General features: G+C 46.3%; 24 protein-coding genes. 6 read left to right on the top strand and 18 right to left on the bottom strand.

Annotation, left to right across the window (positions count from 1 at the left end; genetic code table 11):
* The first annotated feature begins 1 nt into the window (after position 1).
* From ACZ5DR_RS12145 to ACZ5DR_RS12135, 3 genes are read left to right on the top strand one after another with little or no spacing between them, the layout of a single operon-like run.
* Positions 2-757 carry a ParA family protein gene (locus tag ACZ5DR_RS12145; RefSeq protein WP_377369708.1) on the top strand — a complete coding sequence of 252 codons (756 nt, stop codon included), beginning with the start codon at positions 2-4 and terminating at the stop codon, positions 755-757.
* 9 nt (positions 758-766) lie between these two features.
* Positions 767-1,135, top strand: a complete 369-nt coding sequence (locus ACZ5DR_RS12140) for a response regulator (RefSeq protein WP_464543601.1) — start codon at positions 767-769, stop codon at positions 1,133-1,135.
* Between the two features lie 35 nt (positions 1,136-1,170).
* The gene (locus ACZ5DR_RS12135; RefSeq protein ID WP_377369706.1) at positions 1,171-2,493 is read left to right on the top strand and encodes a methyl-accepting chemotaxis protein; all 1,323 of its coding nucleotides are present in this window, start codon (positions 1,171-1,173) and stop codon (positions 2,491-2,493) included.
* Positions 2,494-2,571: 78 nt separating this feature from the next.
* Here the strand turns inward: ACZ5DR_RS12135 and ACZ5DR_RS12130 are convergent, their stop codons facing one another.
* The 7 genes from ACZ5DR_RS12130 to thrS form a co-directional block, all read right to left on the bottom strand.
* Positions 2,572-2,868, bottom strand: a complete 297-nt coding sequence (locus ACZ5DR_RS12130) for an integration host factor subunit alpha (protein WP_377369704.1) — start codon at positions 2,866-2,868, stop codon at positions 2,572-2,574.
* Positions 2,869-2,872: 4 nt separating this feature from the next.
* Entirely contained in the window at positions 2,873-5,257 is a 2,385-nt protein-coding gene (gene pheT, locus ACZ5DR_RS12125) for a phenylalanine--tRNA ligase subunit beta (RefSeq protein ID WP_377369702.1), read from the bottom strand.
* A 15-nt stretch (positions 5,258-5,272) separates the two neighbouring features.
* Entirely contained in the window at positions 5,273-6,268 is a 996-nt protein-coding gene (gene pheS, locus ACZ5DR_RS12120) for a phenylalanine--tRNA ligase subunit alpha (RefSeq protein ID WP_377369700.1), read from the bottom strand.
* A 110-nt stretch (positions 6,269-6,378) separates the two neighbouring features.
* Positions 6,379-6,735 carry a 50S ribosomal protein L20 gene (gene rplT / locus ACZ5DR_RS12115; RefSeq protein ID WP_140588345.1) on the bottom strand — a complete coding sequence of 119 codons (357 nt, stop codon included), beginning with the start codon at positions 6,733-6,735 and terminating at the stop codon, positions 6,379-6,381.
* Positions 6,736-6,775: 40 nt separating this feature from the next.
* The gene (gene rpmI / locus ACZ5DR_RS12110; RefSeq protein WP_067210550.1) at positions 6,776-6,970 is read right to left on the bottom strand and encodes a 50S ribosomal protein L35; all 195 of its coding nucleotides are present in this window, start codon (positions 6,968-6,970) and stop codon (positions 6,776-6,778) included.
* 73 nt (positions 6,971-7,043) lie between these two features.
* Positions 7,044-7,577: a translation initiation factor IF-3 gene (gene infC / locus ACZ5DR_RS12105; protein WP_377369698.1), complete on the bottom strand. Its 534-nt coding sequence runs from the start codon at positions 7,575-7,577 to the stop codon at positions 7,044-7,046.
* Between the two features lie 29 nt (positions 7,578-7,606).
* A complete protein-coding gene (thrS, locus tag ACZ5DR_RS12100) occupies positions 7,607-9,523 on the bottom strand; it encodes a threonine--tRNA ligase (RefSeq protein WP_377369696.1) in 1,917 nt (638 codons plus the stop codon).
* A gap of 246 nt (positions 9,524-9,769) precedes the next feature.
* On the opposite strand from thrS, the gene ACZ5DR_RS12095 reads away from it, so the two are divergent.
* Both ACZ5DR_RS12095 and ACZ5DR_RS12090 read left to right on the top strand, forming a co-directional pair.
* Positions 9,770-10,396, top strand: a complete 627-nt coding sequence (locus ACZ5DR_RS12095; protein WP_377369694.1) for an O-methyltransferase — start codon at positions 9,770-9,772, stop codon at positions 10,394-10,396.
* 90 nt (positions 10,397-10,486) lie between these two features.
* Positions 10,487-11,212 carry a hypothetical protein gene (locus ACZ5DR_RS12090; protein WP_377369692.1) on the top strand — a complete coding sequence of 242 codons (726 nt, stop codon included), beginning with the start codon at positions 10,487-10,489 and terminating at the stop codon, positions 11,210-11,212.
* Between the two features lie 81 nt (positions 11,213-11,293).
* Here the strand turns inward: ACZ5DR_RS12090 and ACZ5DR_RS12085 are convergent, their stop codons facing one another.
* The 4 genes from ACZ5DR_RS12085 to ppiC form a co-directional block, all read right to left on the bottom strand.
* Positions 11,294-12,643 carry a class II 3-deoxy-7-phosphoheptulonate synthase gene (locus ACZ5DR_RS12085; RefSeq protein WP_377369690.1) on the bottom strand — a complete coding sequence of 450 codons (1,350 nt, stop codon included), beginning with the start codon at positions 12,641-12,643 and terminating at the stop codon, positions 11,294-11,296.
* Positions 12,644-12,679: 36 nt separating this feature from the next.
* On the bottom strand, positions 12,680-13,291 hold the full coding sequence (locus ACZ5DR_RS12080; RefSeq protein ID WP_377369688.1) for a helix-turn-helix domain-containing protein: 612 nt from the start codon (positions 13,289-13,291) through the stop codon (positions 12,680-12,682).
* A 131-nt stretch (positions 13,292-13,422) separates the two neighbouring features.
* Positions 13,423-13,845: a protein tyrosine phosphatase family protein gene (locus ACZ5DR_RS12075; protein ID WP_377369686.1), complete on the bottom strand. Its 423-nt coding sequence runs from the start codon at positions 13,843-13,845 to the stop codon at positions 13,423-13,425.
* Between the two features lie 15 nt (positions 13,846-13,860).
* On the bottom strand, positions 13,861-14,139 hold the full coding sequence (gene ppiC, locus ACZ5DR_RS12070; RefSeq protein WP_377369684.1) for a peptidylprolyl isomerase PpiC: 279 nt from the start codon (positions 14,137-14,139) through the stop codon (positions 13,861-13,863).
* 92 nt (positions 14,140-14,231) lie between these two features.
* Between ppiC and ACZ5DR_RS12065 the strand changes: the two genes are divergently transcribed.
* Entirely contained in the window at positions 14,232-15,029 is a 798-nt protein-coding gene (locus ACZ5DR_RS12065) for a response regulator (protein ID WP_377369682.1), read from the top strand.
* Between the two features lie 38 nt (positions 15,030-15,067).
* Here the strand turns inward: ACZ5DR_RS12065 and mutT are convergent, their stop codons facing one another.
* From mutT to ACZ5DR_RS12030, 7 genes are all read right to left on the bottom strand, one after another.
* Positions 15,068-15,460, bottom strand: coding sequence for an 8-oxo-dGTP diphosphatase MutT (gene mutT / locus ACZ5DR_RS12060; protein WP_377369680.1), 393 nt, complete (start codon positions 15,458-15,460; stop codon positions 15,068-15,070).
* Positions 15,460-16,680, bottom strand: coding sequence for a bifunctional glutamate N-acetyltransferase/amino-acid acetyltransferase ArgJ (gene argJ, locus ACZ5DR_RS12055; RefSeq protein ID WP_377369678.1), 1,221 nt, complete (start codon positions 16,678-16,680; stop codon positions 15,460-15,462). Before argJ ends, mutT begins: the two co-directional genes overlap by 1 nt.
* 17 nt (positions 16,681-16,697) lie before the next feature.
* Positions 16,698-19,379 (bottom strand): preprotein translocase subunit SecA, encoded by a 2,682-nt coding sequence (secA, locus tag ACZ5DR_RS12050; protein WP_377369676.1) that lies wholly within the window; start codon positions 19,377-19,379, stop codon positions 16,698-16,700.
* A 133-nt stretch (positions 19,380-19,512) separates the two neighbouring features.
* Positions 19,513-20,427 carry a UDP-3-O-acyl-N-acetylglucosamine deacetylase gene (lpxC, locus tag ACZ5DR_RS12045; protein ID WP_377369674.1) on the bottom strand — a complete coding sequence of 305 codons (915 nt, stop codon included), beginning with the start codon at positions 20,425-20,427 and terminating at the stop codon, positions 19,513-19,515.
* Positions 20,428-20,531: 104 nt separating this feature from the next.
* Positions 20,532-21,788 carry a cell division protein FtsZ gene (ftsZ, locus tag ACZ5DR_RS12040; protein ID WP_377369994.1) on the bottom strand — a complete coding sequence of 419 codons (1,257 nt, stop codon included), beginning with the start codon at positions 21,786-21,788 and terminating at the stop codon, positions 20,532-20,534.
* Between the two features lie 44 nt (positions 21,789-21,832).
* Positions 21,833-23,110: a cell division protein FtsA gene (gene ftsA / locus ACZ5DR_RS12035; RefSeq protein WP_377369672.1), complete on the bottom strand. Its 1,278-nt coding sequence runs from the start codon at positions 23,108-23,110 to the stop codon at positions 21,833-21,835.
* 66 nt (positions 23,111-23,176) lie between these two features.
* A complete protein-coding gene (locus tag ACZ5DR_RS12030) occupies positions 23,177-23,842 on the bottom strand; it encodes a cell division protein FtsQ/DivIB (protein WP_464543920.1) in 666 nt (221 codons plus the stop codon).
* Positions 23,843-23,872 lie beyond the last annotated feature (30 nt).

Genomic DNA, 23,872 nt, shown 5'->3' with positions numbered 1-23,872 from the left:
AATGGATGTGATGACGGTGTGCAATCGTAAAGGAGGCATGGGCAAATCCACTACAGTGGTAAACCTCTCACGCCACTGGGCAGCACAAGGTAAACGTGTGCTTGTCATTGATTTGGATTCCCAGGGACATGCTACCTTGGGGCTCATCGGCCACGATGCCATGCTGGCAAAAAGTCCAGGCATTCACAAGGTACTCTCCCATGACTTACCTATTGGCCACACCGTGATCCAGACGCATTACGAGGGGCTCGCTGTGATTCCCGCAGACCTGAACTTTAACGAATCCAGCCTGCCACCTGACATCGCCATCTTGAAAGTGAAACTTGAACAGCTCTCAGATTCAGGTTTTGATCTAGTCATCATAGATACTCCCCCATCACTCAGTAACGCCCTTCTCTCTGCATTGGCTTGTTCTAATTGGGTATTAGTGCCCTTTATTCCCCATTCACTGGCTTTAATGGGCGTTATGCAATTGAGCGAATTGTTTAAAGATGTGGCCCTTTCACACAACCCATCACTAAAGCTCATTGGACTTTTACCCATCATGGAAGACCGTCACATACGCTTACAAAAGCGAGTAATAAACACACTGTCAAACCGCTTTGGTTCGAGCAAACTTTTAAGAGGTATCAGAACAAATATCGCTTTAGCGGAAGCATTTGAGGCGGGCTCACCGATTCAAGACTACGCCCCCAAAAGTCGAGGGGCTTTGGATTATCACATGCTCGCCCACGAACTGGATTTGATGATCAATTAGGAGCCGATTATGAAAAAAATACTACTGGTCGACGACTCGCTCACCATGTTAATGAGCATGGAAGGCGTTTTAAAGCGAGCAGGCTTTGACGTGAAAACAGTTACCGATGGTGCCAGCGCACTAACACTTGTCCCTCAGTATTCTCCTGACCTTGTGATCACCGATTTAAACATGCCAAACATGGACGGCATCAGTCTGATTAAAGAACTTAAGAAGCTGCCCAACATGCGCTTTAAACCAATTTTGATGCTGACCACAGAGTCCCAACAATCGAAAAAAGTGGAAGCTAAAGCTGCTGGAGCAACAGGCTGGCTGGTGAAGCCAGTTTCCCCTACAGACCTAACGGACGTAATCAAAAAAGTGCTGCCCGGCGCATAATCCAGCCGGATAAGCATTTTGTATGAGGAGGCGGCATGTCTGACGTAACCCCTAACTTATCTGAACAACGATCGTCACGAAAAGAGATTCTCAAGTTGACGATCACCACTGCTCTGCTAACGGCTCTTGCCATTGCTGGGGCTGAGGCTTTCTTACAATCACAAAGTTTTAACATGCCACTATGGGCTGTTGTGAGCGGTATACTGCTGCTCGGTTTAGTAGGCGGTTATTTGTGTGGCATCTGCTATCGTTTTTACTTGAGAAAGCAAAAGATCAAAATTGCTTTTGTGGACTTAGGCTGTATGTATCTGATGGAGTCCGATCTATTGGATCAAGAGCACATGCTGGACTGCATCAGTCGTTATAAAGAGTCCAATGGCACCGTTAAACAATGCAATCGCATTCTCGACCAACAGCTTAATGGCATCATTGAACTGACAGATGATGCGGCCATGAACCTCATGACTAAGATCCACACGGCAGAAAACGAGGCCACCAATGCGCTACAGGAGATATTGGAGGCCATTGCTAATACGTCACACACAACTAATCGCTATAGTGAAAAACTGGCGCAAAAAACCACTAACGCCTACGAGCTGAGTAACTTCCTAACCACTCAGGTCACCGCCAATCAAGACAGAGCCAAATCCGTTGAGAAAGCACTGGGACAGTTGGACAAGCTTTCGGAACTCACTGATTTAGTAAAAAACATTGCCGAGCAAACCAACCTATTAGCCCTGAACGCTGCCATCGAAGCCGCGCGAGCAGGCGATGCTGGTCGAGGCTTTGCGGTGGTCGCTAACGAAGTACGCACCTTATCGAACCAATCTCTGGATGTGGCAACGCGGATCGATTCAGCCATCACGAGCGTCATCAAAGAGGTCCATGATAGCTTACAAGGCTTCTATGAGCATGAGTCCAATGAAGACACCCATGACTCTCTACACGAGTTTGCAGACGCGTTTTTAGATGCCATCAAAGAGCTAGAGCATTTGAGTGAGTTACAGGAGTCGGTCAGAGACAAAGTGGATTCCACCTCAGCCAACCTCATTAACACCATTGCAGAAATTTTTGCTGGGGCGCAGTTCCAAGACATTACCCGCCAGCGACTTGAGCAAGTGATTTCGGCCCACAAGACCATTGATGACTATTTTACTAACTTGGACAACTCCGCCATGGAAAAAACGGAGCTGAGAAATCTCGAACCTTTGGATTTAGAGCTACTGCATAAGGAATATAAGATGGAGGAGCAACGTGCTCGCCACCAAGCCGCTTTGGGAGGCGAAGAAGTGGACACACCAAAATCAAGTGTGTTCACGGATTCTAAAGCTGGCAGCAGCAATATTGAGCTTTTCTAAACTCAATCAAACACCGCTTACATTTTGACCATAAAAAAAGCCGCTAGATCACTAGCGGCTTTTTAAGTTCAGCGTCAGCTACTCTTTCATGTAGCTTTCGACTTTAGACTTGAGCTTCTGGCCAGGCTTGAAGGTCACTACGGTACGAGCCGTAATAGGAATCTCCTCACCTGTTTTCGGGTTACGTCCTGGACGTTGGCTCTTTTCGCGCACTTCAAAGTTACCAAAACCTGATAACTTGACCTGCTCCCCCTCCACTAAGGTTTCTCTGACCGTGTCAAAGAAGCTCTCTACGAGGTCTTTCGCATCTTTTTTACTCATTCCCATGGAATCGACTAAATTTTCTGCAATGTCTGCTTTCGTCAAGGACGCCATACTATTACCCCCGAATTACCGCTCCTAGCTTATCTGCAAGCGCACCAGTCACTGCTTCCACAGCGCTGTTCACTTCTTCATCACTAAGAGTGTGTGAAGGATGCTGCCACGTCAAGCCTAGAGCGACACTTTTTTCTGATTCATCAATGCCTTGGCCCTGATAAATGTCGAAAACAGTGACTTTTTTGAAGGCTTCACCAGCGAACTCAGCAATCACAGATTCCAATGCTTTCACTGGCGTTTCACGCTTAACCAATAAAGCTAGATCGCGACGCACTTCTGGGAACTTAGAAATACGCTGGTATTCAGGCAGCTTAGCTCCTAATACCGTGACAAGGTCGATCTCAAAAACATACACGGCTTGGTTCGTGCCCAATTGCTTCGCCAATTGTGGATGCAACTCACCAATCACACCTACACGCTCACCATTGACAAGCACGTAAGCGGAACGGCCTGGGTGTAAGTACACTTCGTCCGCACGCTCAAACTCAGGCTTAGGACCTTGGTTCAACGCAAAAATCGCTTCAACGTGTGCTTTTAGATCGTAGAAGTCCACTTTTTCACTGTTGTGATACCAACCTTCAGGGTAACGCGAACCGGCAATCAGACCAGCAACTTGATGCTTTTGATCCAACTCGTCTAGCTTGTTCACATCCCCAACAAAACGGCTGCCTGTTTCAAAGATACGAACTCGAGACTGCTGACGGTTTTGGTTGTGTAGATACACTTTCACCAAGCCTGGTAATAGACTTGGGCGCATCACACCCATATCACCCGAGATAGGGTTTTCAAGGGGCACAGGATCGATCTCAGGGAAGAATTGCTTGCTTACAGCAGGATCAATAAAGCTGTAAGTGACGGCTTCTTGATAACCTTGAGACACGAGTGTGGCACGCAACGCCTGAATCGGTGTTTTGCTCTCAGAAGACGGCGTGAAATCCACCGCTGCTGTTGGCATAGACGAAGGCAGATTATCGTACCCGTAGATACGTGCTACCTCTTCGATCAAGTCCGCTTCAATCTCGATATCAAAACGATGGGACGGTGCAACGGTCACCCATGCTTCATCCGTCACTTCAACCATTTCTAGATCAAGGCGGGTCAAGATATCTGTCACCAGATCTTTATCTAGCGAGGTGGCCAAGTATTGATCTAGCTTCTTACGACGCAAGGTCACTTGATTGGCTTTTGGCAGGTTCGCCTCTGTAACCGCCTCATTCACTGGGCCCACTTCACCGCCAGCAATCTCAAGGATCAACTGGGTAGCTCGCTCCATAGCTTTAGGCGCTAAAGTCGCATCCACGCCACGCTCAAAACGATGGGAAGAGTCCGTGTGCAAACCGTACGAACGAGCTTTACCAGCCAAAGCCAGTGGTGCAAAGAACGCACTTTCAAGGAAGATCGTTTGAGTTTGCTCGTTCACACCTGAATGCTCACCACCCATGATGCCAGCCATCGCTAAAGGCTTCTGCTCATCGGCAATCACCATAGTATCAGAACGAAGTGCGATCTCTTGTCCGTCAAGTAGAAGTAGCTTTTCGCCCTCTTCTGCCATACGCACAACAACAGAGCCAGACAAATTGTTTAAATCAAACGCATGCATCGGTTGACCTAATTCGATCATTACATAGTTAGTAATGTCCACAATCGGGTCAATCGAACGAATACCGCTACGACGTAGTTTCTCAACCATCCACAAAGGTGTTTCAGCCTTGACGTTAACACCCTTGATCACACGACCAAGGTAACGAGGACAGCCTTCTGTTGCTTCGACGCGCACAGGGAATGTCTCATCGATGCTTACCGCTTGAGTTTCGATTGCGACAGGCGTCAGGTCCACTTTGTTGATAACACCCACTTCGCGAGCTAAACCTGCGATGCTTAGGCAGTCCGCACGGTTTGGCGTTAAGTCAACGTCAATAATGCTGTCATCTAAGCTTAAGTATTCACGGATATCAGCACCCACTGGGGCATCGGCTGCCAGCTCAAGAATACCATCATGATCATCACTGATCTTAAGCTCTGACGCAGAACACAACATGCCGAAGGATTCTACCTGACGCAATTTCGCTTTTTTGATTTTGAAATCACCGCCAAGAACCGCACCGATTTTAGCAAATGGAATCTTGATACCTGGGCGAGCATTGGGTGCACCACACACTACTTGGAATTGCTCTGTGCCATCCGACACAGTACAAACTTGTAGTTTGTCAGCATTTGGGTGTTGTTCTGCCGCAAGGATTTCACCCACGACAACACCGGTAAACTCCCCGGCAGCGGCTTCCACTTCGTCTACTTCTAGACCAGCCAATGTCACTTGAGCCACCAGCTCATCCGTAGTGACGTTAGGATTGACCCACTCTCTTAGCCAATTTTCACTGAATTTCATAGTTAGCCTTGGTCCTTACTTGAATTGCGTTAGGAAACGAAGATCGTTTTCGAAGAACATACGTAGGTCGTCAACTTTGTAACGCAGCATGGCGAAACGCTCGACACCCATACCAAAGGCAAAGCCAGTGTATTTCTCAGGATCAATCCCAGACATTTCAAGGACTTTTGGATGCACCATGCCACAGCCTAATACTTCCAACCAGGATTCTTCGCCCTTGCTGTTCGTACGCATGATATCCACTTCAATGGATGGCTCAGTAAATGGGAAGTAACTAGGACGGAAACGCACTTTCAAATCATCTTCAAAGAAGACATTTAGGAACTGTTGCAAAATGCCCTTCAAATCAGCGAAGGAAATGTTTTCGTCGATCAACAAGCCTTCAACTTGATGGAACATAGGTGTGTGTGTCTGATCCGAATCGCTTCGGTATACACGGCCTGGACAGATAATACGAATCGGTGGCTGATTATTTTCCATCGTACGCACTTGTACAGGAGAAGTATGGGTCCGCAACACCGTATTCGGATTAAAATAAAACGTGTCTTGCATGGCACGGGCGGGGTGATGCGCCGGAATGTTTAGGGCTTCGAAGTTATGGTAGTCATCTTCGATTTCAGGCCCAGATGCCACATCAAAACCAATACCACGGAAGAAGTTTTCGATTCGTTCCATAGTACGAGTAACTGGGTGCAAACCACCGATTTCTTGACCTTTACCAGACAAGGTAATATCAATGGTTTCGTTAGCAAGTTTTGCATTCAATGCAGCGGCTGCTAAGGCAGTCTTACGCTCATTCATTTTCTCTTGTACTTGCTGTTTGGCTTCGTTCACCAATTGACCAAACTTTGGACGATCTTCTGGTGCCACGTTACCAAGCTGTTTTAACAGCGATGTTAGAGCGCCTTTTTTACCTAGATACTGTACACGTACTGCATCCAGACCGGCCTCATTATCAGATGCAGCCACCGCAGCTAATGCGTCAGCAAGAATCTGGTTTAGGTTCTCCATTTCATACTCCAAAAAATAAAATAGGGGAAGAGCGTTGGCTCTTCCCCTATCAAAGACTGCTTGAGTGAGGACACACGAGGTGTAAATTCACTCTAGGCACTACGTCTGAATTAAGCCAAGCTTGCTTTCGCTTTTTCAACGATCGCAGCAAAAACTTCTTTTTCGTAAACTGCCAAGTCAGCCAATACTTTACGGTCGATTTCAATAGAAGCTTTCTTAAGGCCAGCAATGAAGCGGCTGTAAGATAGACCGTTTAGACGAGCCGCAGCGTTGATACGCGCAATCCATAGAGCACGGAATTGACGTTTACGTTGACGACGGTCACGGTAAGCGTATTGACCTGCTTTGATAACCGCTTGTTTCGCTACACGAAATACACGGCTACGAGCACCGTAGTAACCTTTAGCTTGCTTTAAAATCTTTTTGTGACGGCGACGAGCCTGAACACCACGTTTTACGCGAGGCATAATATAAACCCTTTAACTAGTTGTTGACTGAAAATATCGATTAAGCGTATGGAAGCATTCGAACGATCAATGGCTTATCGCAAGATTTGATCTGCTGCATTGAACGAAGTTGACGCTTACGCTTAGTAGACTTTTTAGTCAGAATGTGACTAGTGAAAGACTGCTTATGTTTAAAACCGTTTGCGGTACGTTTGAAGCGCTTTAGAGCACTACTGTTAGATTTAATTTTTGGCATGGTAAAACCACTCTCGCATTCGTTAATGTTAAATGTAATAACAAGGGCTAAGTCCAAGACTTAGCCGCCTTTATTACTTCTTCTTTTTAGGGGCCAGCACCATAGTCAATTGACGACCTTCCATTTTCGCAGCTTGCTCTACTACACCATGTTCATCTAAGTCTTGAGCGACTCGATTCATAAGTTGCATGCCAAGCTCCTGATGGGCCATTTCACGACCGCGGTAACGTAACGAAACCTTGGCCTTATCCCCTCCTTCAAGGAAACGTATCAGGTTGCGGAGTTTTACCTGATAATCCCCTTCCTCCGTCCCTGGACGGAATTTCATTTCTTTAACTTGGATTTGCTTCGCATTCTTGCGTTGAGCGGCTTTCGCCTTTTTCTGCTCGAACACATGCTTACCGTAGTCCATGATTTTGCAAACAATCGGATCTGAATCAGCAATCTGCACTAGGTCTAAGCCTGCAGCTTGAGACGCTTCTAGTGCTTCTTCAATCGAAACAACACCAATTTGATCACCTTCAGCGCCAATTAAGCGCACTTCGGTAGCTCGAATGTTTTCGTTGATTTGAGGACGTTGTTTCGCGTTAGCGCGTCCACGATTCATATTACCTTTTATAGCTCTATCTCCATTTTTTATTTACGACTACGGCGTGAGACTTCGTTTTGAAGCAAGTCTTCAAAATCTTTGATACTCATCACACCAAGATCTTCGCCAGAGCGAGTACGAACAGCAACCTGCTGATTTTCGACTTCTTTATCACCGACAACGATCAAATATGGCACTCTTTGTAGAGTATGCTCGCGGATTTTAAACCCGATCTTCTCGTTTCTCAAGTCAAGTTTTGCTCGGAAGCCATTAGAATTAAGAGTTTTCTCTAAATTCTGGCAATATTCTGCCTGACGATCCGTAATATTCATGATTACAACTTGCTCAGGCGCCAGCCAAGCTGGGAAAGCCCCTTCCGTTTCCTCAATCAAAATACCAATGAAACGCTCAAGTGAACCGACAATAGCACGGTGCAACATGACAGGTGTTTGACGTGAGCCATCTTCTGAAACATATTGGGCGTTCAAGCGATTTGGCATTGAGAAATCCACTTGGATTGTGCCACATTGCCATACACGGCCGATTGCATCTTTCAATGAGAACTCGATTTTAGGGCCATAAAAAGCCCCTTCTCCTGGCAATTCTTCCCACTCTAATTGAGCGGAGTTCAAGGCATCGGCCAGTGCTTTTTCAGCTTTATCCCAAACTTCATCCGATCCAACACGCTGTTCTGGTCGAGTAGACAGTCGGTAGATAATTTGGTCAAAACCAAAATCTGCATACACTTCATGGAGCAAGTCGATAAATTCAGACACTTCAGACTGAATTTGATCTTCTGTCACAAAGATATGACCGTCATCCTGAACAAAGTTACGTACACGCATAATACCGTGTAGCGCACCGGACGGCTCGTTACGGTGACAAGAACCAAACTCCGCCATACGGAATGGCAAATCACGGTAACTCTTCAAACCTTGGTTGTATACCTGAACATGACATGGGCAGTTCATTGGTTTCACCGCGTAATCACGGTTTTCCGAATGAGTGGTGAACATGTTTTCGTGGTATTTACCCCAGTGCCCAGACTTTTCCCACAATACGCGATCAACGATTTGTGGTGTCTTAACTTCTTGATAACCGTTTTGACGCTGCTTCTGACGCATGTACTGCTCTACGATTTGGTAGAGAGACCATCCTTTAGGATGCCAAAACACCATACCTGGGGCTTCTTCTTGCACATGGAACAGGTCAAGCTTTTTACCTAACTTACGGTGGTCACGCTTTTCAGCTTCTTCGATACGAGTCAAATAGGCTTTTAGATCCTTTTTATCGGACCAAGCGGTACCATAAATACGCTGCAACTGCTCATTGTTAGAGTCACCACGCCAGTAAGCTCCCGCCAGTTTCATCAATTTAAAGTGACGAAGCACACGGGTATTTGGCACGTGAGGACCACGACACATATCCATATATTCTTCATGATGATATAAGCCAACCTCTTTTACAGAGTCGTCCATATCGTCAATTAGCTGAACCTTATAATCTTCACCACGCTCTACAAACTGAGCTCGGGCTTGATCGACAGGCGTCATCTTCTTGATGACATCGTAATCTTTCTTGATGAGTTCACCGATACGCTTTTCAATCGCTGCCATATCATCCGGAGTGAATGGGCGTTCGTAGGCAATATCGTAATAAAAACCTTCATCAATAACTGGGCCGATGGCCATTTTTGCCGTTGGAAATAACTGTTTAACGGCATGGCCTACCAAATGGGCAAAGGAGTGACGAATGATTTCTAAACCTTCATCATCACGTCCGGTTACCAAACTTACATCAGAGTCTTCGGTAATCAATTCGCAAGCATCAACCAGTTGACCATTGATCTTTCCGGCTACGGTGGCTTTCGCCAAGCCCGGACCAATGTCTTCTGCGACTTGCATTAAAGTTACTGCTTCAGGAAATGAGCGTTGGCTTCCATCTGGTAAAGTAATTACTGGCATTTTTGTTCCCCTATCGGAGTCAGTGGTGCTCCATACGCCAGAGCACATGTAAATTTAAGGCGGATAACCTAACATTTCTTTGACTACTTTGCGACCCAATGCACACATATTCCTCGGTTGGAAAAGAGATTTTTTCGGACTCACAAAAATCAACCTTTTTTTATGCATTTCTGCCATAGACATTAAAATCTAGCACGTTAAAATAGCCGCCGTTTCACAACAAAACTGTTCGATACCAAAGGCCTTATGGATCACGAAGCAATTGACAATTACTGTGTTGAGACTACTCAAGCAGAACCCGACTTATTATTGGAACTCGTCGAGAAGACGTACTCTGATATGGGTTACCCAAATAAATTGTCAGGACGCACAATCGGTCGCACTCTAAAACTGTTGACTAAGATCCACCAACCTAAACGTGCTCTAGAGATAGGTATGTTTACAGGTTATTCAGCCCTCTCGATTGCAGAAGGCATGCCTGAGGACGGCAGTTTAACTTGCTGTGAAACCAACCCCCGCGCAATTGAATTTGCGCAATCCTTTTTTGATCGCAGTCCGTTCGGACATAAGATCACACCTATTTTTGGTCCTGCACTAGAGACAATCGAGTCTTTAGAAGGGCCTCTAGATTTTGTGTTTATCGATGCCGATAAGCGCAACTATCTAAATTATTACGAAGCAGTCGTACCACTCGTTCGCAGCGGCGGCCTGATCGTAATCGACAACTCAATTTGGCAGGGACGAGTTCTCTCTCCTGAAGAGAACAGCGATGTTGCAGTGGATGCAATGAATAAACGCATCGCAACAGACCCGAGAGTGGAAAATGTCCACCTTCATGTACGAGACGGGCTAAATCTCGTAATCAAACTTTAAAACTAATGTATTCACTAGCGTCGGCACTGCCAAATAATGGCGGTGGCGGCGCTATGTTTTTGACTGTAAGAAATTCAAGAGGCAGCGATTTTGGTCGTTTTTAAAATCACAAATAATGTCACTGGAAAACACTACGTCGGCACATCATTTAACAGCGGCTTTCAGCGCTTCGAACAATACGTCGAAGCTGCCAATGAAAACCTTGACTACCCGCTGTATGAAGAAATCCGTGCCCACGGTGTTGATGCATTTTCAGTAGAAGAACTGTACGAAACCCGCGATAAAGAAGAATTGTATGAGCTAGAGCAAGATTACATTTCAATCTACAACGCAGAAAGCTTACGTGGTTACAAGATTGGCCAAACCGCCAACAAAGCGAGCCAACTAAACTTTGGCAAAAAAGCAATGTTTGACACCAATGGCGTGTCCACTGCTGAGCAACCAAAGAAAACACCTGGTCGTAAAGCTGCAACAAAGAAAACAGAAGTACATCAAGTTGCTTTACCAAAGAAAGATGAACCAAAGCCTACTGCTTCATCGTTTTTTGGTGAACTTATTGGCGAAGATCGCCTAGATAGCCCTGCGGCATCTAAAATGGAAGATCCAACCAAACCTTCTTCTGTAAAGCGCACCACACGCAGCCAAAGCAGCATCCAGAAAATGCTACGAGAAGCTGAAAAACAAGCTAAACAGGAGCGCGCTGAGAAGCTAAAAGCAGCACAGCAAGAGCAAGCAGATGAAATGGCCCTTATCATGGCCAAATTAGACGTAACCTCTAAATCTGTAAACTCAGCGTTCCGCCGCCGTAAAGGCTAGGCACACGCCCCATCTAAAAAGCCCTGTCCAATTGCATTGGACAGGGCTTTTTTATTACGTCTAGGTTAGACGGACCGCATATTACTGAGCTGCTTTGCGCAATGTCTCAGAAATCATAAAGGCCAACTCAAGAGATTGATCTGCATTCAAACGAGGATCACAATGGGTGTGGTAACGATCAGCAAGATCCGCCTCTGTCACTTGGAAGGCTCCCCCGACACACTCTGTCACATTTTGACCTGTCATCTCGAAATGCACGCCGCCAGCATAGGTACCTTCAGACTTATGCACTTCAAAGAATTGCTGCACTTCGCGCAAAACATCGTCTACTTTGCGAGTTTTATAGCCAGTACTGGCTTTCACAGTATTGCCATGCATTGGGTCACTGCTCCAGACCACCTTCTTACCTTCGCGCTCAACCGCTTGGATCAATTTAGGCATACCGTCCGCAACCTTGTCAGCCCCCATACGAACAATGACGTTTAACCGCCCTTCTTCGTTTTTCGGGTTCAGCACATCACACAAACGCACTAGATCCTCAGGATCCATAGAAGGCCCAGCTTTTACACCAATAGGGTTATTAACCCCACGCAAAAACTCCACATGAGCACCGTCTAGTTGGCGGGTTCGGTCACCAATCCATAACATATGAGCAGAACAGTCATACCAGCCTCCCGTCAAACTATCCTGACGGGTCAAAGCTTCTTCATAGGGCAACAAAAGAGCTTCATGAGAGGTGTAAAATGAGGTCTCACGCAATTGAGAAGCACTGGCACCAATGCCACAGGCCTCCATAAACTGAAGCGCATCGTCAATGCGGTTTGCAATCGCGTGGTAACGCTCACCTGCCGGACTACTTTGAATGAAATCCAAGTTCCATTTATGCACCTGATGGAGGTCTGCAAAACCACCTTGGGCAAATGCTCGAAGCAAGTTCATGGTTGCGGCACTTTGATTGTATACGCGCACCAATCGCTCTGGATCTGGCACCCGAGCACCGGTTTCAAATTCGATACCATTGATGATATCGCCGCGATAACTTGGCAACTCAACACCATCAATGATTTCCGTACCAGCGGAACGAGGCTTAGCAAACTGTCCCGCCATGCGCCCAACTTTAACCACTGGACACTTAGCGGCATAAGTCATAACAGCCGCCATCTGCAACATTACCTTAAAGGTGTCGCGAATATTGTTGGCTGAAAACTCAGCGAAGCTCTCTGCACAATCGCCACCTTGCAACAAAAATGCTTTGCCTTTTGCCACCTCAGCGAGGTCAGCACGCAACTGACGTGCTTCACCAGCGAAAACAAGTGGAGGCATTTGCCCTAATACACTTTCGACTCCCGCTAACGCATTCTGATCAGGGTATTCAGGCTGTTGTAAAGCTGGCTTATGACGCCAACTCTTAATGTCCCATGAATTCGACATATATCCTCTCTATACTTTTAGCATTTCCCTTAGGTTCTAGCGTGCGACCACCCATAAAATTTGGGCATCTTCAGATGAAGTAGAAATCACAGCGTGACCCATGGCTGCATCATAATACACACTATCCCCTTCATTTAGATCGACAGGCTCATAAAATTCAGAATAAAAAATTACCGATCCTGATAACACCAATAAGAACTCTTCCCCATCGTGACGAACCCATTCTTTAAATTCGTTAAAGTTTCTGGCTCTAACAATGGTTTTAAAGGGCACCATTTTTTTACGGCTGATGGAGAAACTGAGTAACTCATGCTCATACGTGGCAGTGGGATGAGGCTCACCCTCACCAGCTTTGGTGACATCTCTACGCCCCGCTATGGAATGCTCTTTCGTTTCCACAAACAATTGCGGCAAATCCATTTCCAAGCCATGAATCAATTTCTGCACAATAGCAAAACTTGGTGATACTTGATCGTTTTCTATTTTCGAAAGAGTAGAACGAGCAATTCCTGTGCGCTTGCTCACTTCTTCTAATGTCCAACCTTTCGTTAAACGAATCTCTTTAACTCGCTTACCAAGCTCAAGCGGTTCAACAAACTTATCAGGATCGGAAGCTGTCGCGGTTTCCAATGAGGGTCGACTTACCATGTAGAGTTCTCCTATACGCTCCCTAAGTTTACTAAAATAAACTCCCCTGACCTACCATAACTGGACACAAGCGTCGCTTTAACAACAAAAAAGCCCGCACAGGGCGGGCATTTGAAAACTTTCATATGGAATTAACGTTTCAAAGGGGCCATTGCCGGCATGCAACGTCCTAGATCAAACCCTTTGGCTTGAACCTGGTCGACCAACTCATCAAAAGATGCAAGATGCCCCTGATTCGCTAGCACCCAAAGGACAGAAGAACGAGTACCTGTTCGACAGTATGAAAACACCTGTTTTCCTGAATCAATCTGTGCCGCTTGAGCTTGAACCTCTTTTTCCGACAGAGCTTTCAAATCAACAGGATTGAAAACATATTCCAGACCTGCCGCCTCAACGGCTTCTTTCATCTGCGCACTGGTTGGTTGATCTTCCGTTTCACCATCAGGGCGATTATTGATCACCACTTCCACTCCCTGAGACTTCAACATATCAATGTCTTGAAGAGTGATTTGCGGAGACACACTGTAGCTTTCAGTTAACGCTGTAATTGTCATAATCCTAAATCCTAATTACGATCGATAAAGTACTTTAATCAGGTGAAAGCCAAACTTGGTTTTCACTGGCCCTTGAATTTTTAATAACGGCCCCGTAAAGACAGCCTTATCAAAGGCAGCAACCATATCCCCTTTGCGAAACTCCCCTAAATCACCACCCTTTTTACCAGATGGGCACGTGGAATGCTTTTTCGCAAGTTGATGAAAGTCTGCCCCTTTATCAAGTTTCTCTTTCAGCTGCTCAGCCTCGCCTTTGGTTTTCACTAAAATGTGGCAAGCACTTGCTGTGGCCATAATAAACCTCTGAATCTATTTGTTATAAACACACATGGAAAATCCTGTGTTACATTTGGGTAAGTATAACTTGTTTAGCATTCGAGGGTAGTATGGAACTAATGCCGTCTTCAGAAGAGCTGTCCCTATTATTAGTGGAGCCTTCTTCGACACAACAAAAGATCATCCGTATCGCGTTAGAAGAAGCCGGCATTCGCCATCTCTATTTCGCTGACTCCATCAAATCCGCACTTTATTCCATAAAAGAAAATGCCCCTGATTTGATTGTCTCTGCCATGTACCTACCAGATGGCACCGCTGAGAAACTGATCACTCTCATAAAGCAACACCCTGAAACCGAGCACATCCAGTTTATGCTGGTTTCCAGTGAACGCAATCGCGCGCAACTAGAGACCCTTCGCCAAGCAGGCGTCATTGCCATGCTTCCCAAACCTTTCAGCATGCGTGACCTGAGACGAGCAATCAATGCCACGCTGGATTTAACGATCGAACAAGAGATTGAGCTAGAGCTGCTGGACCCTCACGAGATGCAAGTGCTATTAGTGGATGACAGCAAACTAGCACAAAAACACATCACTCGGGTGCTTGAAACCATGGGCATCATCAATATCGATGTGGCGGCCAATGGGGAAGATGCCATCATGCTTCTTAATGATGGGGAGTATGATCTGATCATTACAGACTACAATATGCCAGAAATGGACGGTAAGGAGCTCGCTAACACCATTCGCCACGCAGAACATCTGGCGCACATCCCCATTTTAATGGTGGCCTCTAACGCCGATCAGCCACAGCTAGCGAATATCACCCAAGAAGGGGTCGATGCGATTTGCGACAAGGTATTTGAACCAGAAACCTTGAGGCGCTTACTTCACAACATCCTAGATTGACCAATAAAAAGGCAGCCAATTGGCTGCCTTTTTATTTCTTATCCTAGATGTCTCTGCAACAAAGCATCGACAATGGGTACATTAGCCTCTGGAAAGGTTAAGTCTGATAGACCAGCATAAGAGACCCAAGCGACCTCCTGACCTTCTTTACCGGAAGGTTCACCAATAAAATCGGTCACTTCATAAAAATGCAGTTCGACGGATTTATCAGTGTAATCATGGCGAATCACCCGAAAAGGTGATGCCTTCACCACCTCAATACCACACTCTTCTTGAAGCTCTCGAGCCAAAGCTAAGCTTGGCTCTTCATCAGGCTCACATTTACCGCCAGGAAATTCCCAGCAGCCTCCCTGATGCTGCTTAGAAGAACGTAGCGCGACGAATATCTGATCGCTTCGCAGAATAATCCCAGCCGCCACTTTAATAACCATTAGGTACGGTACTCAGCATTAATAGTGACATAGTCATGGGAGAAGTCTGTAGTCCAAACCGTATCAGCTTCAGCTCCTGCACCAAGATCCACAAGAATATGAATTTCCTCTGGATTCATGGCCGCTTGGCCAGCCTCTTCAGTGTAGTCAGGAGAACGACCTCCATCACGGACAATTTCACAGCCATTAATGTGTATAGAAACACGGTCTACATCCAACGTCTCGACACCAGCACGGCCTACTACTGCAAGAATACGACCCCAGTTTGGATCTGAAGCAAAAAGCGCTGTCTTCACCAAAGGAGAGTGAGCAATTTCAAATGCTGTCTTAGTCGCATCAGACTGCACCGCTGCACCTGTCACCTCAACCGTTACAAACTTGGTTGCCCCCTCACCATCACGCACAATAGCGTGGGCCAATTCCTGCATGACAGCCAAGAAGGCTTCCGCAAAGGCTGCACCGGCTTCGCTATTAATATCAGAGATCAAAGGCGCGCCGGATTGTCCTGTCGCAACAGCGATACAGGAATCATTGGTAGAAGTATCACTGTCGATAGTGATGCGATTAAAGCTCTTATTCGTTGTACTTTTCAGCAAGGCTTGCAGCACTGATTGGTCAACCGCCGCATCCGTGAACACATACCCCAACATGGTCGCCATGTTAGGTCGGATCATACCGGCACCTTTGGAAATACCACCAATGGTCACTGTTTTACCCCCAAGGGTAATCTGGCGATAGGCACCTTTAGGCAGAGTATCTGTGGTCATAATGCCGACACCAGTGTTGCGCCAATTTGATGACGTCAATGACTCCAGAGCAGCAGGCAAGACAGCGACGATTTTCTCAACTGGTAAGGGCTCACCAATAACGCCAGTAGAGAATGGCAGCACCTGCTCAGTGGTCACCCCCGCTTTTTCAGCAAGGATTTCACACGTCTGGATCGCCTTCCCATAACCAGATTTACCTGTGCCAGCGTTGGCATTACCAGTATTAATCACCAAGTATCTTGGAGAAGCCTTCCCTAGATGCTCTCGGCACACTCGAACCGGCGCCGCGCAAAATTGATTTTGTGTAAACACACCCGCAACACTAGAACCTTCCGCCAACTCAAAGACCACAACGTCTTTTTTATTTGGCTTTTTGACTCCAGCTTCCATTGCGGCAAAACGAATTCCTTTGATTTCAGGAATCTCAGGGAAAGCATTCAATCCTACTGCCATCTCGGCCTCTCCAATTCTTAAACTAAACTACCGTGACATTGTTTGTATTTTTTGCCAGAACCACAAGGACAAGGCTCGTTACGACCGACTCGAGGCACTGACTCACCTTGCGCAGCATTGTCCGCATTCTCGTCAGCAACATTAGTTGTCACACGAGTCTTTGCTTCTTGCTCACGGCGGGCTTCTTCAATTTTCTTCGCTTCGTCTTCAGATTGAACCTTCACTCGCGTGATAACTTGAATCACGTCAAACTTAATTTGCTCTAGCAAGTTTTGGAACAACTCAAAGGCTTCACGCTTGTATTCTTGTTTCGGGTTCTTTTGCGCATAACCACGCAAATGAATACCTTGACGCAACATATCCATTGTTTGCAGGTGCTCTTTCCAAAGGGTATCTAGCACTTGCAACAACACTTGTTTTTCAAAGTTACGAAGTGCAGCGGAACCTGCTACGGCTTCTTTAGCAACATAGTCGTCAATAAAGAATTGCAAGATTTTCTCGCGTAATGGCTCTTCGTAAAGTTTCTTGTCTTCCTCTACCCAAGCCTTAACTGGAATTTCAAGACCAAAGTCGTTACGAATACGCTCTTCTAGCCCCTCAAGATCCCACATATCAAAGATACTTTGCGGTGGAATGTATTCATCAATAACACCTGACACCACTTCTTCACGCATGGATTGCACGGCCGCAGACAAGTCATCGGACACCATCATATCGTAACGCTGACGGTAGATAACTTGACGCTGATCGTTAGCCACATCATCGTATTCGAGCAACTGCTTACGAATATCGAAGTTACGGCCTTCCACTTTACGCTGGGCTTTCTCGATCGCGTTAGACACCATCTTGTGCTCAATGGCTTCGCCTTTCTCCATACCCAGAGCCTGCATCATCTTTTTGATACGCTCAGACATGAAGATACGCATTAGGTTGTCTTCAAGAGATAAGTAAAAGCGAGAAGAACCCACATCCCCTTGACGACCCGCACGACCACGCAACTGATTATCAATTCGTCGAGATTCGTGACGCTCTGTACCAATGATATGCAAACCGCCTGCAGCCAGTACGGCTTCATGGCGCTTCTGCCACTCTGCTTTCACTGCATCAATCTGTTCTTGTGTAGCGTTCTCGCCCAACTTGGCAATCTCAACACCCTGGTTACCACCTAGCACTATGTCTGTACCACGACCAGCCATGTTGGTTGCAATAGTCACCGCACCGGCGCTACCTGCTTCTGCAATGATTTCCGCTTCGCGCTCATGGTGCTTAGCATTCAAAACGTTATGCTTAACGCCTTTTTGCTCTAAGAAGTTCGACAACATCTCCGAGTATTCAATGGACGCAGTACCCACCAACACAGGACGCCCTGCTGCCACCACATCTTCAATATCTTTTACGATGGCCTCAAATTTTTCCGCCGTAGACATAAAAATAAGGTCGTTATAATCCTTACGCTGAACAGGATTATTGGTTGGGATAACCACAACAGTTAAGCCGTAAATCTGCTGGAATTCGAAGGCTTCCGTATCGGCGGTCCCCGTCATACCAGACAGTTTTTCATACAAACGGAAGTAATTCTGGAAGGTGGTTGAAGCAAGAGTCTGACTCTCAGCTTGAATGTCGACACCTTCTTTCGCCTCAACCGCTTGGTGAATACCTTCAGACCAACGTCGACCGGCCATAGTACGACCTGTGTGCTCATCTACGATGACCACTTGACCACCCTGAACAACGTAATCAACGTTCTTCTGGAAAACAATGTGCGCACGCATACAAGCGTATACATGATGCAATAACTGCAAGTTACCGGCGGCGTATAAACTATCGCCCTCTTCCAGCATACCTTGCTCTACCAACCAAGCCTCAACGAACTGGTGCCCATTCTCAGTTAACTCAACGTTCTTTTGGGCCTCATCGTAAGTGTAATGACCAACGTCTTCGCCTTCTTCCTCTTGTTTTACAAGTAAAGGAGCCAATTTATTGATCTTACGGTATTGCTCTGAACTGTCTTCAACAGCACCAGAAATAATCAGTGGTGTACGGGCTTCATCAATTAAGATGGAATCCACCTCATCGACTACCGCAAAAGCTGGCTCACGCTGCATACGGTCTTCCAAGCGGAACACCATGTTGTCTCGAAGGTAGTCAAAACCAAATTCGTTGTTCGTACCATAAGTGATATCAGACAGATAAGCCGCGCGTTTTGCCTCACGCTCTTGGCCCGCATGCACTACGCCTACACTCATATCGAGGTATTCGTACAATGGACGCATCCAGTTGGCGTCACGGGTAGCCAAGTAATCGTTCACCGTTACAACGTGAACCCCTTTACCCGCCAAGGCGTTCAAATATACCGCTAGGGTCGCCACTAGGGTCTTACCTTCACCGGTACGCATCTCTGCGATTCGACCTTCGTGAAGCACCATACCGCCGATCATTTGCACGTCAAAATGACGCATCCCCATGACACGCTTACTGGCTTCACGGACTGTTGCAAAAGCTTCTGGCAAAAGAGAGTCTAGTGACTCGCCCTTAGCGAGACGCTCCCGAAACTCATTGGATTTAGCCATCAAGTCGTCATCTGACAGCTGAATAAAACTTTCTTCTAACTTATTGATTTGCGTGACAGCTTTTCTGTAACGCTTCACTTCGCGGTCGTTCTTAGTACCGACGATTTTCTTAATGACTGTTCCTAGCATCTTTTATACACAACTTAGAATTTTTGAGTGATTAGAGTCTATCATGGTAGATTGCGACAAAACATGAGTTATCAAGTCTTAAAAACGAAAAAAGCCAGACATAGTCTGGCTTTTTAGGAATATTGATCAAAGTCTATGCAGTGGCTGCAGACTCTGCGTACGAGATAGGATTCAAGGCTGAATCTTCTTCAAATGTGACATATTCCCAAGCATCTTGGTTTTGCAGTAATTCCAACAACAACTTGTTATTCAAGCCGTGTCCAGACTTATACGCCTTGTATTCACCGATTACACTGTGCCCAAGAAGGTATAAATCACCAATAGCATCCAATACCTTATGGCGTACTAGCTCATCACGGTAACGAAGACCTTCGTCGTTCATAACGCGGTAGTCGTCAAGAACCACCGCGTTTTCCATGTTTGCACCACGTGCAAGATTGTTGTTCTTGAAGTACTCAAGGTCTTTCATAAAACCAAAAGTACGTGCTCGGCTGATTTCCTTAACGAAAGTCGTTGTAGAAAAATCAACCGATGTAAACTGAACATCTTCATCAATTGCAGGGTGCTGAAAGTCGATAGTAAAAGACAAACGGAATCCAGAAAACGGCTCTAAAGAGGCGTATTTGTCTTCTTCTTCAACGCGAATCGGCTTTTTGATTCGAATGAATTTTTTCGGAGCATTTTGCTCTTCAATGCCAGCTGATTGCAGCAGGAATACGAAAGGACTCGCACTGCCATCCATCAGCGGAACTTCGCTTGAGCTAACTTCAACATAAGCATTATCAACACCTAAGCCCGCCATAGCAGACATTAAATGTTCAACTGTGCTTACTTTCACGTCACCATTGCACAAGGCCGTCGCAAAGTTTGTCGAGCCTACTGCACGAGCGTCACCATGAATTTCAACATGAGGTTCTAAATCTGTACGCACAAAAACAATACCTGTGTTAACAGGCGCTGGTTTAAGCGTAAGATAAACTTTCTCGCCAGAGTGCAAACCTACTCCGGTAGCGCGAATAATGTTCTTGAGTGTGCGCTGACGTACCATTACTTTCCTACAATATGATGACAGTTAAATTATGTATAAATAATACCAATACGCATCTTCAGTTACAATTAACCAACCCTAAAGCTGCGCATTTTTTACTCAAATTAGTCTGCTTGGCGGCGTAAAAAGGCCGGAATGTCCAAATAAGACAATTTATCTTCACTATTTTGTGACCCAGACGCCTGAGACTCAGCTGATTTCGCTGGTTCCGCTGCCGCTTTTGGGCTCACGTTTTGCTCCACAACAGGTTTTTGCTCTTCTTTAGGAACAACATTGATTGCAACACGCTCCTGCTGTGTTTCCTCTGGCTTTGCCACAGGTGCAGAAGGTTGAACTGTAGTAGAGCTGCTTACCACACCAGAACCCACAGCGGACTGCATTTGAGAAGACGAACCTTTACCTTCCAAACCAGTTGCAACCACAGTAACACGCATCTCATCACCCACGTTCGGATCAATGGCACAACCAATCACCACAGTCGCATCTTCAGAAGCGTATTCCTCGATGATATTACCCACTTCACTAAACTCAGATAATCCCACTTCATCGTTCGCGGTAATGTTAACCAAGACACCACGGGCACCTTTAAGGTTAATATCTTCTAGCAATGGGTTATGAATAGCCGCTTCCGCCGCTACACGAGCACGATCTTCACCCGTTGCGTAACCAGATCCCATCATGGCCATACCCATTTCTTTCATCACCGTTTGTACGTCAGCAAAGTCGACGTTGATCAGGCCTGGACGCATGATCAAATCGGTAATACCTTGAACCGCATTCAGCAAAACGTTGTTCGCTTCACCAAAAGCCTTCAATAACGAAATGTTTTTACCTAATACAGGAAGCAAACGCTCGTTTGGCACTGTGATCAGAGAGTCCACGTTATCACGTAACTCTTTAATACCCTCTTCGGCCACTTTAGCACGACGACGCCCTTCGAATGGGAATGGCTTAGTTACCACAGCGACCGTCAAGATACCAAGTTCGCGAGCAACTTTTGCGATCACAGGCGCTGCACCTGTGCCCGTGCCGCCACCCATACCAGCGGTAATGAAGACCATATCTGCGCCAGTCAAAAGCTCAGTAATCTTCTCCTGATCTTCCAGTGCAGAATCTCGTCCTACACTTGGATTAGCACCAGCACCTAAGCCTTTAGTGACAGTGGTACCCAACTGCAAAGTAATACCTGTGTCCAAGCCAATCAGTGCTTTCGAGTCTGTGTTTGCACAGATAAACTCGACGCCGTCCAGATTGCTTTCCAGCATGTGCTTGACAGCGTTACCGCCACCACCACCGACACCAACTACTTTGATGACAGCATTTTCAGATAAATTTTCTTCGGCTAAATCAAATACGTTCATAGACATGGGCTACAAGCTCCTATAACTCTGCTGTCATTCCTGACTTAAATATAACTCTGAAACCAATCTTTTACCTTGTGCCACGCTTTCGTTGGACTGAAAGCAGGCTTGGCCTCACCTTGCGCCACCTCGGGCAAATACTTTTTCTTTGGCGTTTTCTTAACTTGGGCAGTTGGTGCTGCTGCTTCAGGTACTGGCATATCCATACCTGCATGCATCAACAACCCAACACTCGTTGCATAACTTGGATTATCGACCACTTCGCTAATCCCTTTAGTCTGCATCGGTGCTGCAAGTCTAACTGGCATATCAAAGATACGCTCCGCCAACGCCTCCGCACCTTCCATCAGAGACGTACCGCCAGTAATGACAATACCCGCTGGAATTCTTTCGGCGAATCCACTGCGGTTCAGCTCATCACGCACCATTTGGTAGATCTCTTCGTATCGCGCCTCAACCACTTCCGCCAAAGCATGACGAGAAATAGAACGAGGTTGGCGATCTCCCACACTTGGCACTTCAATAATCTGATCCGATGACGCCAGATTAGACATTGCACAAGCGTATTTTACCTTAATCTCCTCCGCATGAACGGTCGGCGTGCGCAACGCCATGGAGATATCATTGGTGACCTGGTCGCCAGCAACAGGAACCACTGCAGTATGATGCAAAGCCCCATCAATCCAAACAGCCAGATCAGATGTGCCTGCACCGATATCCACAATGCAAACACCCAAATCTTTTTCATCTTCGCTCAGACACACATGACTTGATGCCAATTGAGAAAGAATCACTCCGTCAACGCCTAAACCACATCGACGGATACATTTTTCTACGTTCATCACTGCGTTTGCAGCCCCAGAAATCAGATGCACATTGGCCTCTAATCGGACACCAGACATGCCTAATGGGTCACGAATACCTTCCTGAGAATCTATATGAAACTCTTGGGGTAACACATGCAATAAACGCTGATCAGAAGAAATAGGAACAGCTTGGGCGGCATCGATCACTCGATCTACATCTTCCACCTGCACTTCACCATCTTTGATTGCCACAATGCCATGGGAATTTTGGCTGCGAATATGGCTTCCTGCCACACTCACATACACAGAATGAATATTACATCCAGCCATCAGCTCTGCTTCTTCCACGGCGCGTTGAATAGACTGAACTGTAGACTCAATATTGATCACAACACCACGCTTCATTCCCTTGGCAGAGTGCGTGCCGATCCCAACTATTTCAATGCCACCGTCAACACCTACCTCACCTACAATACAGGTGACTTTCGATGTGCCAACGTCCAATCCAACAATCATGAGATACCCTATCCCCTTTTACTGCAAATAAAAGCCTGATTAAAAAAGCAACAATCAGACCAACTCTTACTCTTCCAATTTCCATTTGACCGCAACGCCATGGGGATACCTTGCATCCACAGACGAAATTTGATCTATTCTACCCGATAAATCGCTTTTATACACGGCTACAAACCGCCCTAAACGATCCAAAACATCGTTTCTGCCGAGCTTTACGCCAATCCCATTGTCAAACCAAATATCCCAAGCCCCACGATCCTCTAATTCAAGCTTGACAACCTTTAGAGAAGAGGTTGATAACATTTGACTGATCAAACTAAATTGATCCAGTACTACCGTTTCTGTGTCTGCCGGACCAACTAGACTCGTAAGCGGCAAATCAGGCAGATTCTTTGGCGCAATCACTTTCCCTTCAGCGGTAAGAACTTGCCTCTCATTCCAAAAAGCCAGTGGCCGATGCTCGGTCACTTCAATACGAATACTGTGGGGCCAAACTCGTCGAATCTTAGCCCTGTCCACCCACTCTGGTTGCTGGGCAAACTGAGTCAGCTCTGCCATAGAACGGTCGAACAAACCATCCCCTAACAGCTGGTCATAATACTGCTGCAGTGCTATCGGATCTGCGTATTTCAGATCCCCAGCAATTTCGACCACACGTACATCAAACATGGGATCATCTGCTGCCACTTGATCAGGGTCCCCCTGAAACAAGGCAAACACTATTAACAACACAGCCCCTATTAACGCAGCGATCCGCATCGA

It is taken from the genome of Marinomonas vaga (assembly GCF_055388305.1).
This window is presented reverse-complemented; position numbering and strand designations above follow the sequence as displayed.

What these genes read in the sequence shown, in the direction of transcription:
- ACZ5DR_RS12145 (WP_377369708.1), top strand. Translation starts at nt 2, where the DNA reads ATGGATGTGATGACGGTGTGCAATCGTAAAGGAGGCATGGGCAAATCC.
- ACZ5DR_RS12140 (WP_464543601.1), top strand. Translation starts at nt 767, where the DNA reads ATGAAAAAAATACTACTGGTCGACGACTCGCTCACCATGTTAATGAGC.
- ACZ5DR_RS12135 (WP_377369706.1), top strand. Translation starts at nt 1,171, where the DNA reads ATGTCTGACGTAACCCCTAACTTATCTGAACAACGATCGTCACGAAAA.
- ACZ5DR_RS12130 (WP_377369704.1), bottom strand. Translation starts at nt 2,868, where the DNA reads ATGGCGTCCTTGACGAAAGCAGACATTGCAGAAAATTTAGTCGATTCC.
- pheT (WP_377369702.1), bottom strand. Translation starts at nt 5,257, where the DNA reads ATGAAATTCAGTGAAAATTGGCTAAGAGAGTGGGTCAATCCTAACGTC.
- pheS (WP_377369700.1), bottom strand. Translation starts at nt 6,268, where the DNA reads ATGGAGAACCTAAACCAGATTCTTGCTGACGCATTAGCTGCGGTGGCT.
- rplT (WP_140588345.1), bottom strand. Translation starts at nt 6,735, where the DNA reads ATGCCTCGCGTAAAACGTGGTGTTCAGGCTCGTCGCCGTCACAAAAAG.
- rpmI (WP_067210550.1), bottom strand. Translation starts at nt 6,970, where the DNA reads ATGCCAAAAATTAAATCTAACAGTAGTGCTCTAAAGCGCTTCAAACGT.
- infC (WP_377369698.1), bottom strand. Translation starts at nt 7,577, where the DNA reads ATGAATCGTGGACGCGCTAACGCGAAACAACGTCCTCAAATCAACGAA.
- thrS (WP_377369696.1), bottom strand. Translation starts at nt 9,523, where the DNA reads ATGCCAGTAATTACTTTACCAGATGGAAGCCAACGCTCATTTCCTGAA.
- ACZ5DR_RS12095 (WP_377369694.1), top strand. Translation starts at nt 9,770, where the DNA reads ATGGATCACGAAGCAATTGACAATTACTGTGTTGAGACTACTCAAGCA.
- ACZ5DR_RS12085 (WP_377369690.1), bottom strand. Translation starts at nt 12,643, where the DNA reads ATGTCGAATTCATGGGACATTAAGAGTTGGCGTCATAAGCCAGCTTTA.
- ACZ5DR_RS12080 (WP_377369688.1), bottom strand. Translation starts at nt 13,291, where the DNA reads ATGGTAAGTCGACCCTCATTGGAAACCGCGACAGCTTCCGATCCTGAT.
- ACZ5DR_RS12075 (WP_377369686.1), bottom strand. Translation starts at nt 13,845, where the DNA reads ATGACAATTACAGCGTTAACTGAAAGCTACAGTGTGTCTCCGCAAATC.
- ppiC (WP_377369684.1), bottom strand. Translation starts at nt 14,139, where the DNA reads ATGGCCACAGCAAGTGCTTGCCACATTTTAGTGAAAACCAAAGGCGAG.
- ACZ5DR_RS12065 (WP_377369682.1), top strand. Translation starts at nt 14,232, where the DNA reads ATGGAACTAATGCCGTCTTCAGAAGAGCTGTCCCTATTATTAGTGGAG.
- mutT (WP_377369680.1), bottom strand. Translation starts at nt 15,460, where the DNA reads ATGGTTATTAAAGTGGCGGCTGGGATTATTCTGCGAAGCGATCAGATA.
- argJ (WP_377369678.1), bottom strand. Translation starts at nt 16,680, where the DNA reads ATGGCAGTAGGATTGAATGCTTTCCCTGAGATTCCTGAAATCAAAGGA.
- secA (WP_377369676.1), bottom strand. Translation starts at nt 19,379, where the DNA reads ATGCTAGGAACAGTCATTAAGAAAATCGTCGGTACTAAGAACGACCGC.
- lpxC (WP_377369674.1), bottom strand. Translation starts at nt 20,427, where the DNA reads ATGGTACGTCAGCGCACACTCAAGAACATTATTCGCGCTACCGGAGTA.
- ftsZ (WP_377369994.1), bottom strand. Translation starts at nt 21,788, where the DNA reads ATGAACGTATTTGATTTAGCCGAAGAAAATTTATCTGAAAATGCTGTC.
- ftsA (WP_377369672.1), bottom strand. Translation starts at nt 23,110, where the DNA reads ATGATTGTTGGATTGGACGTTGGCACATCGAAAGTCACCTGTATTGTA.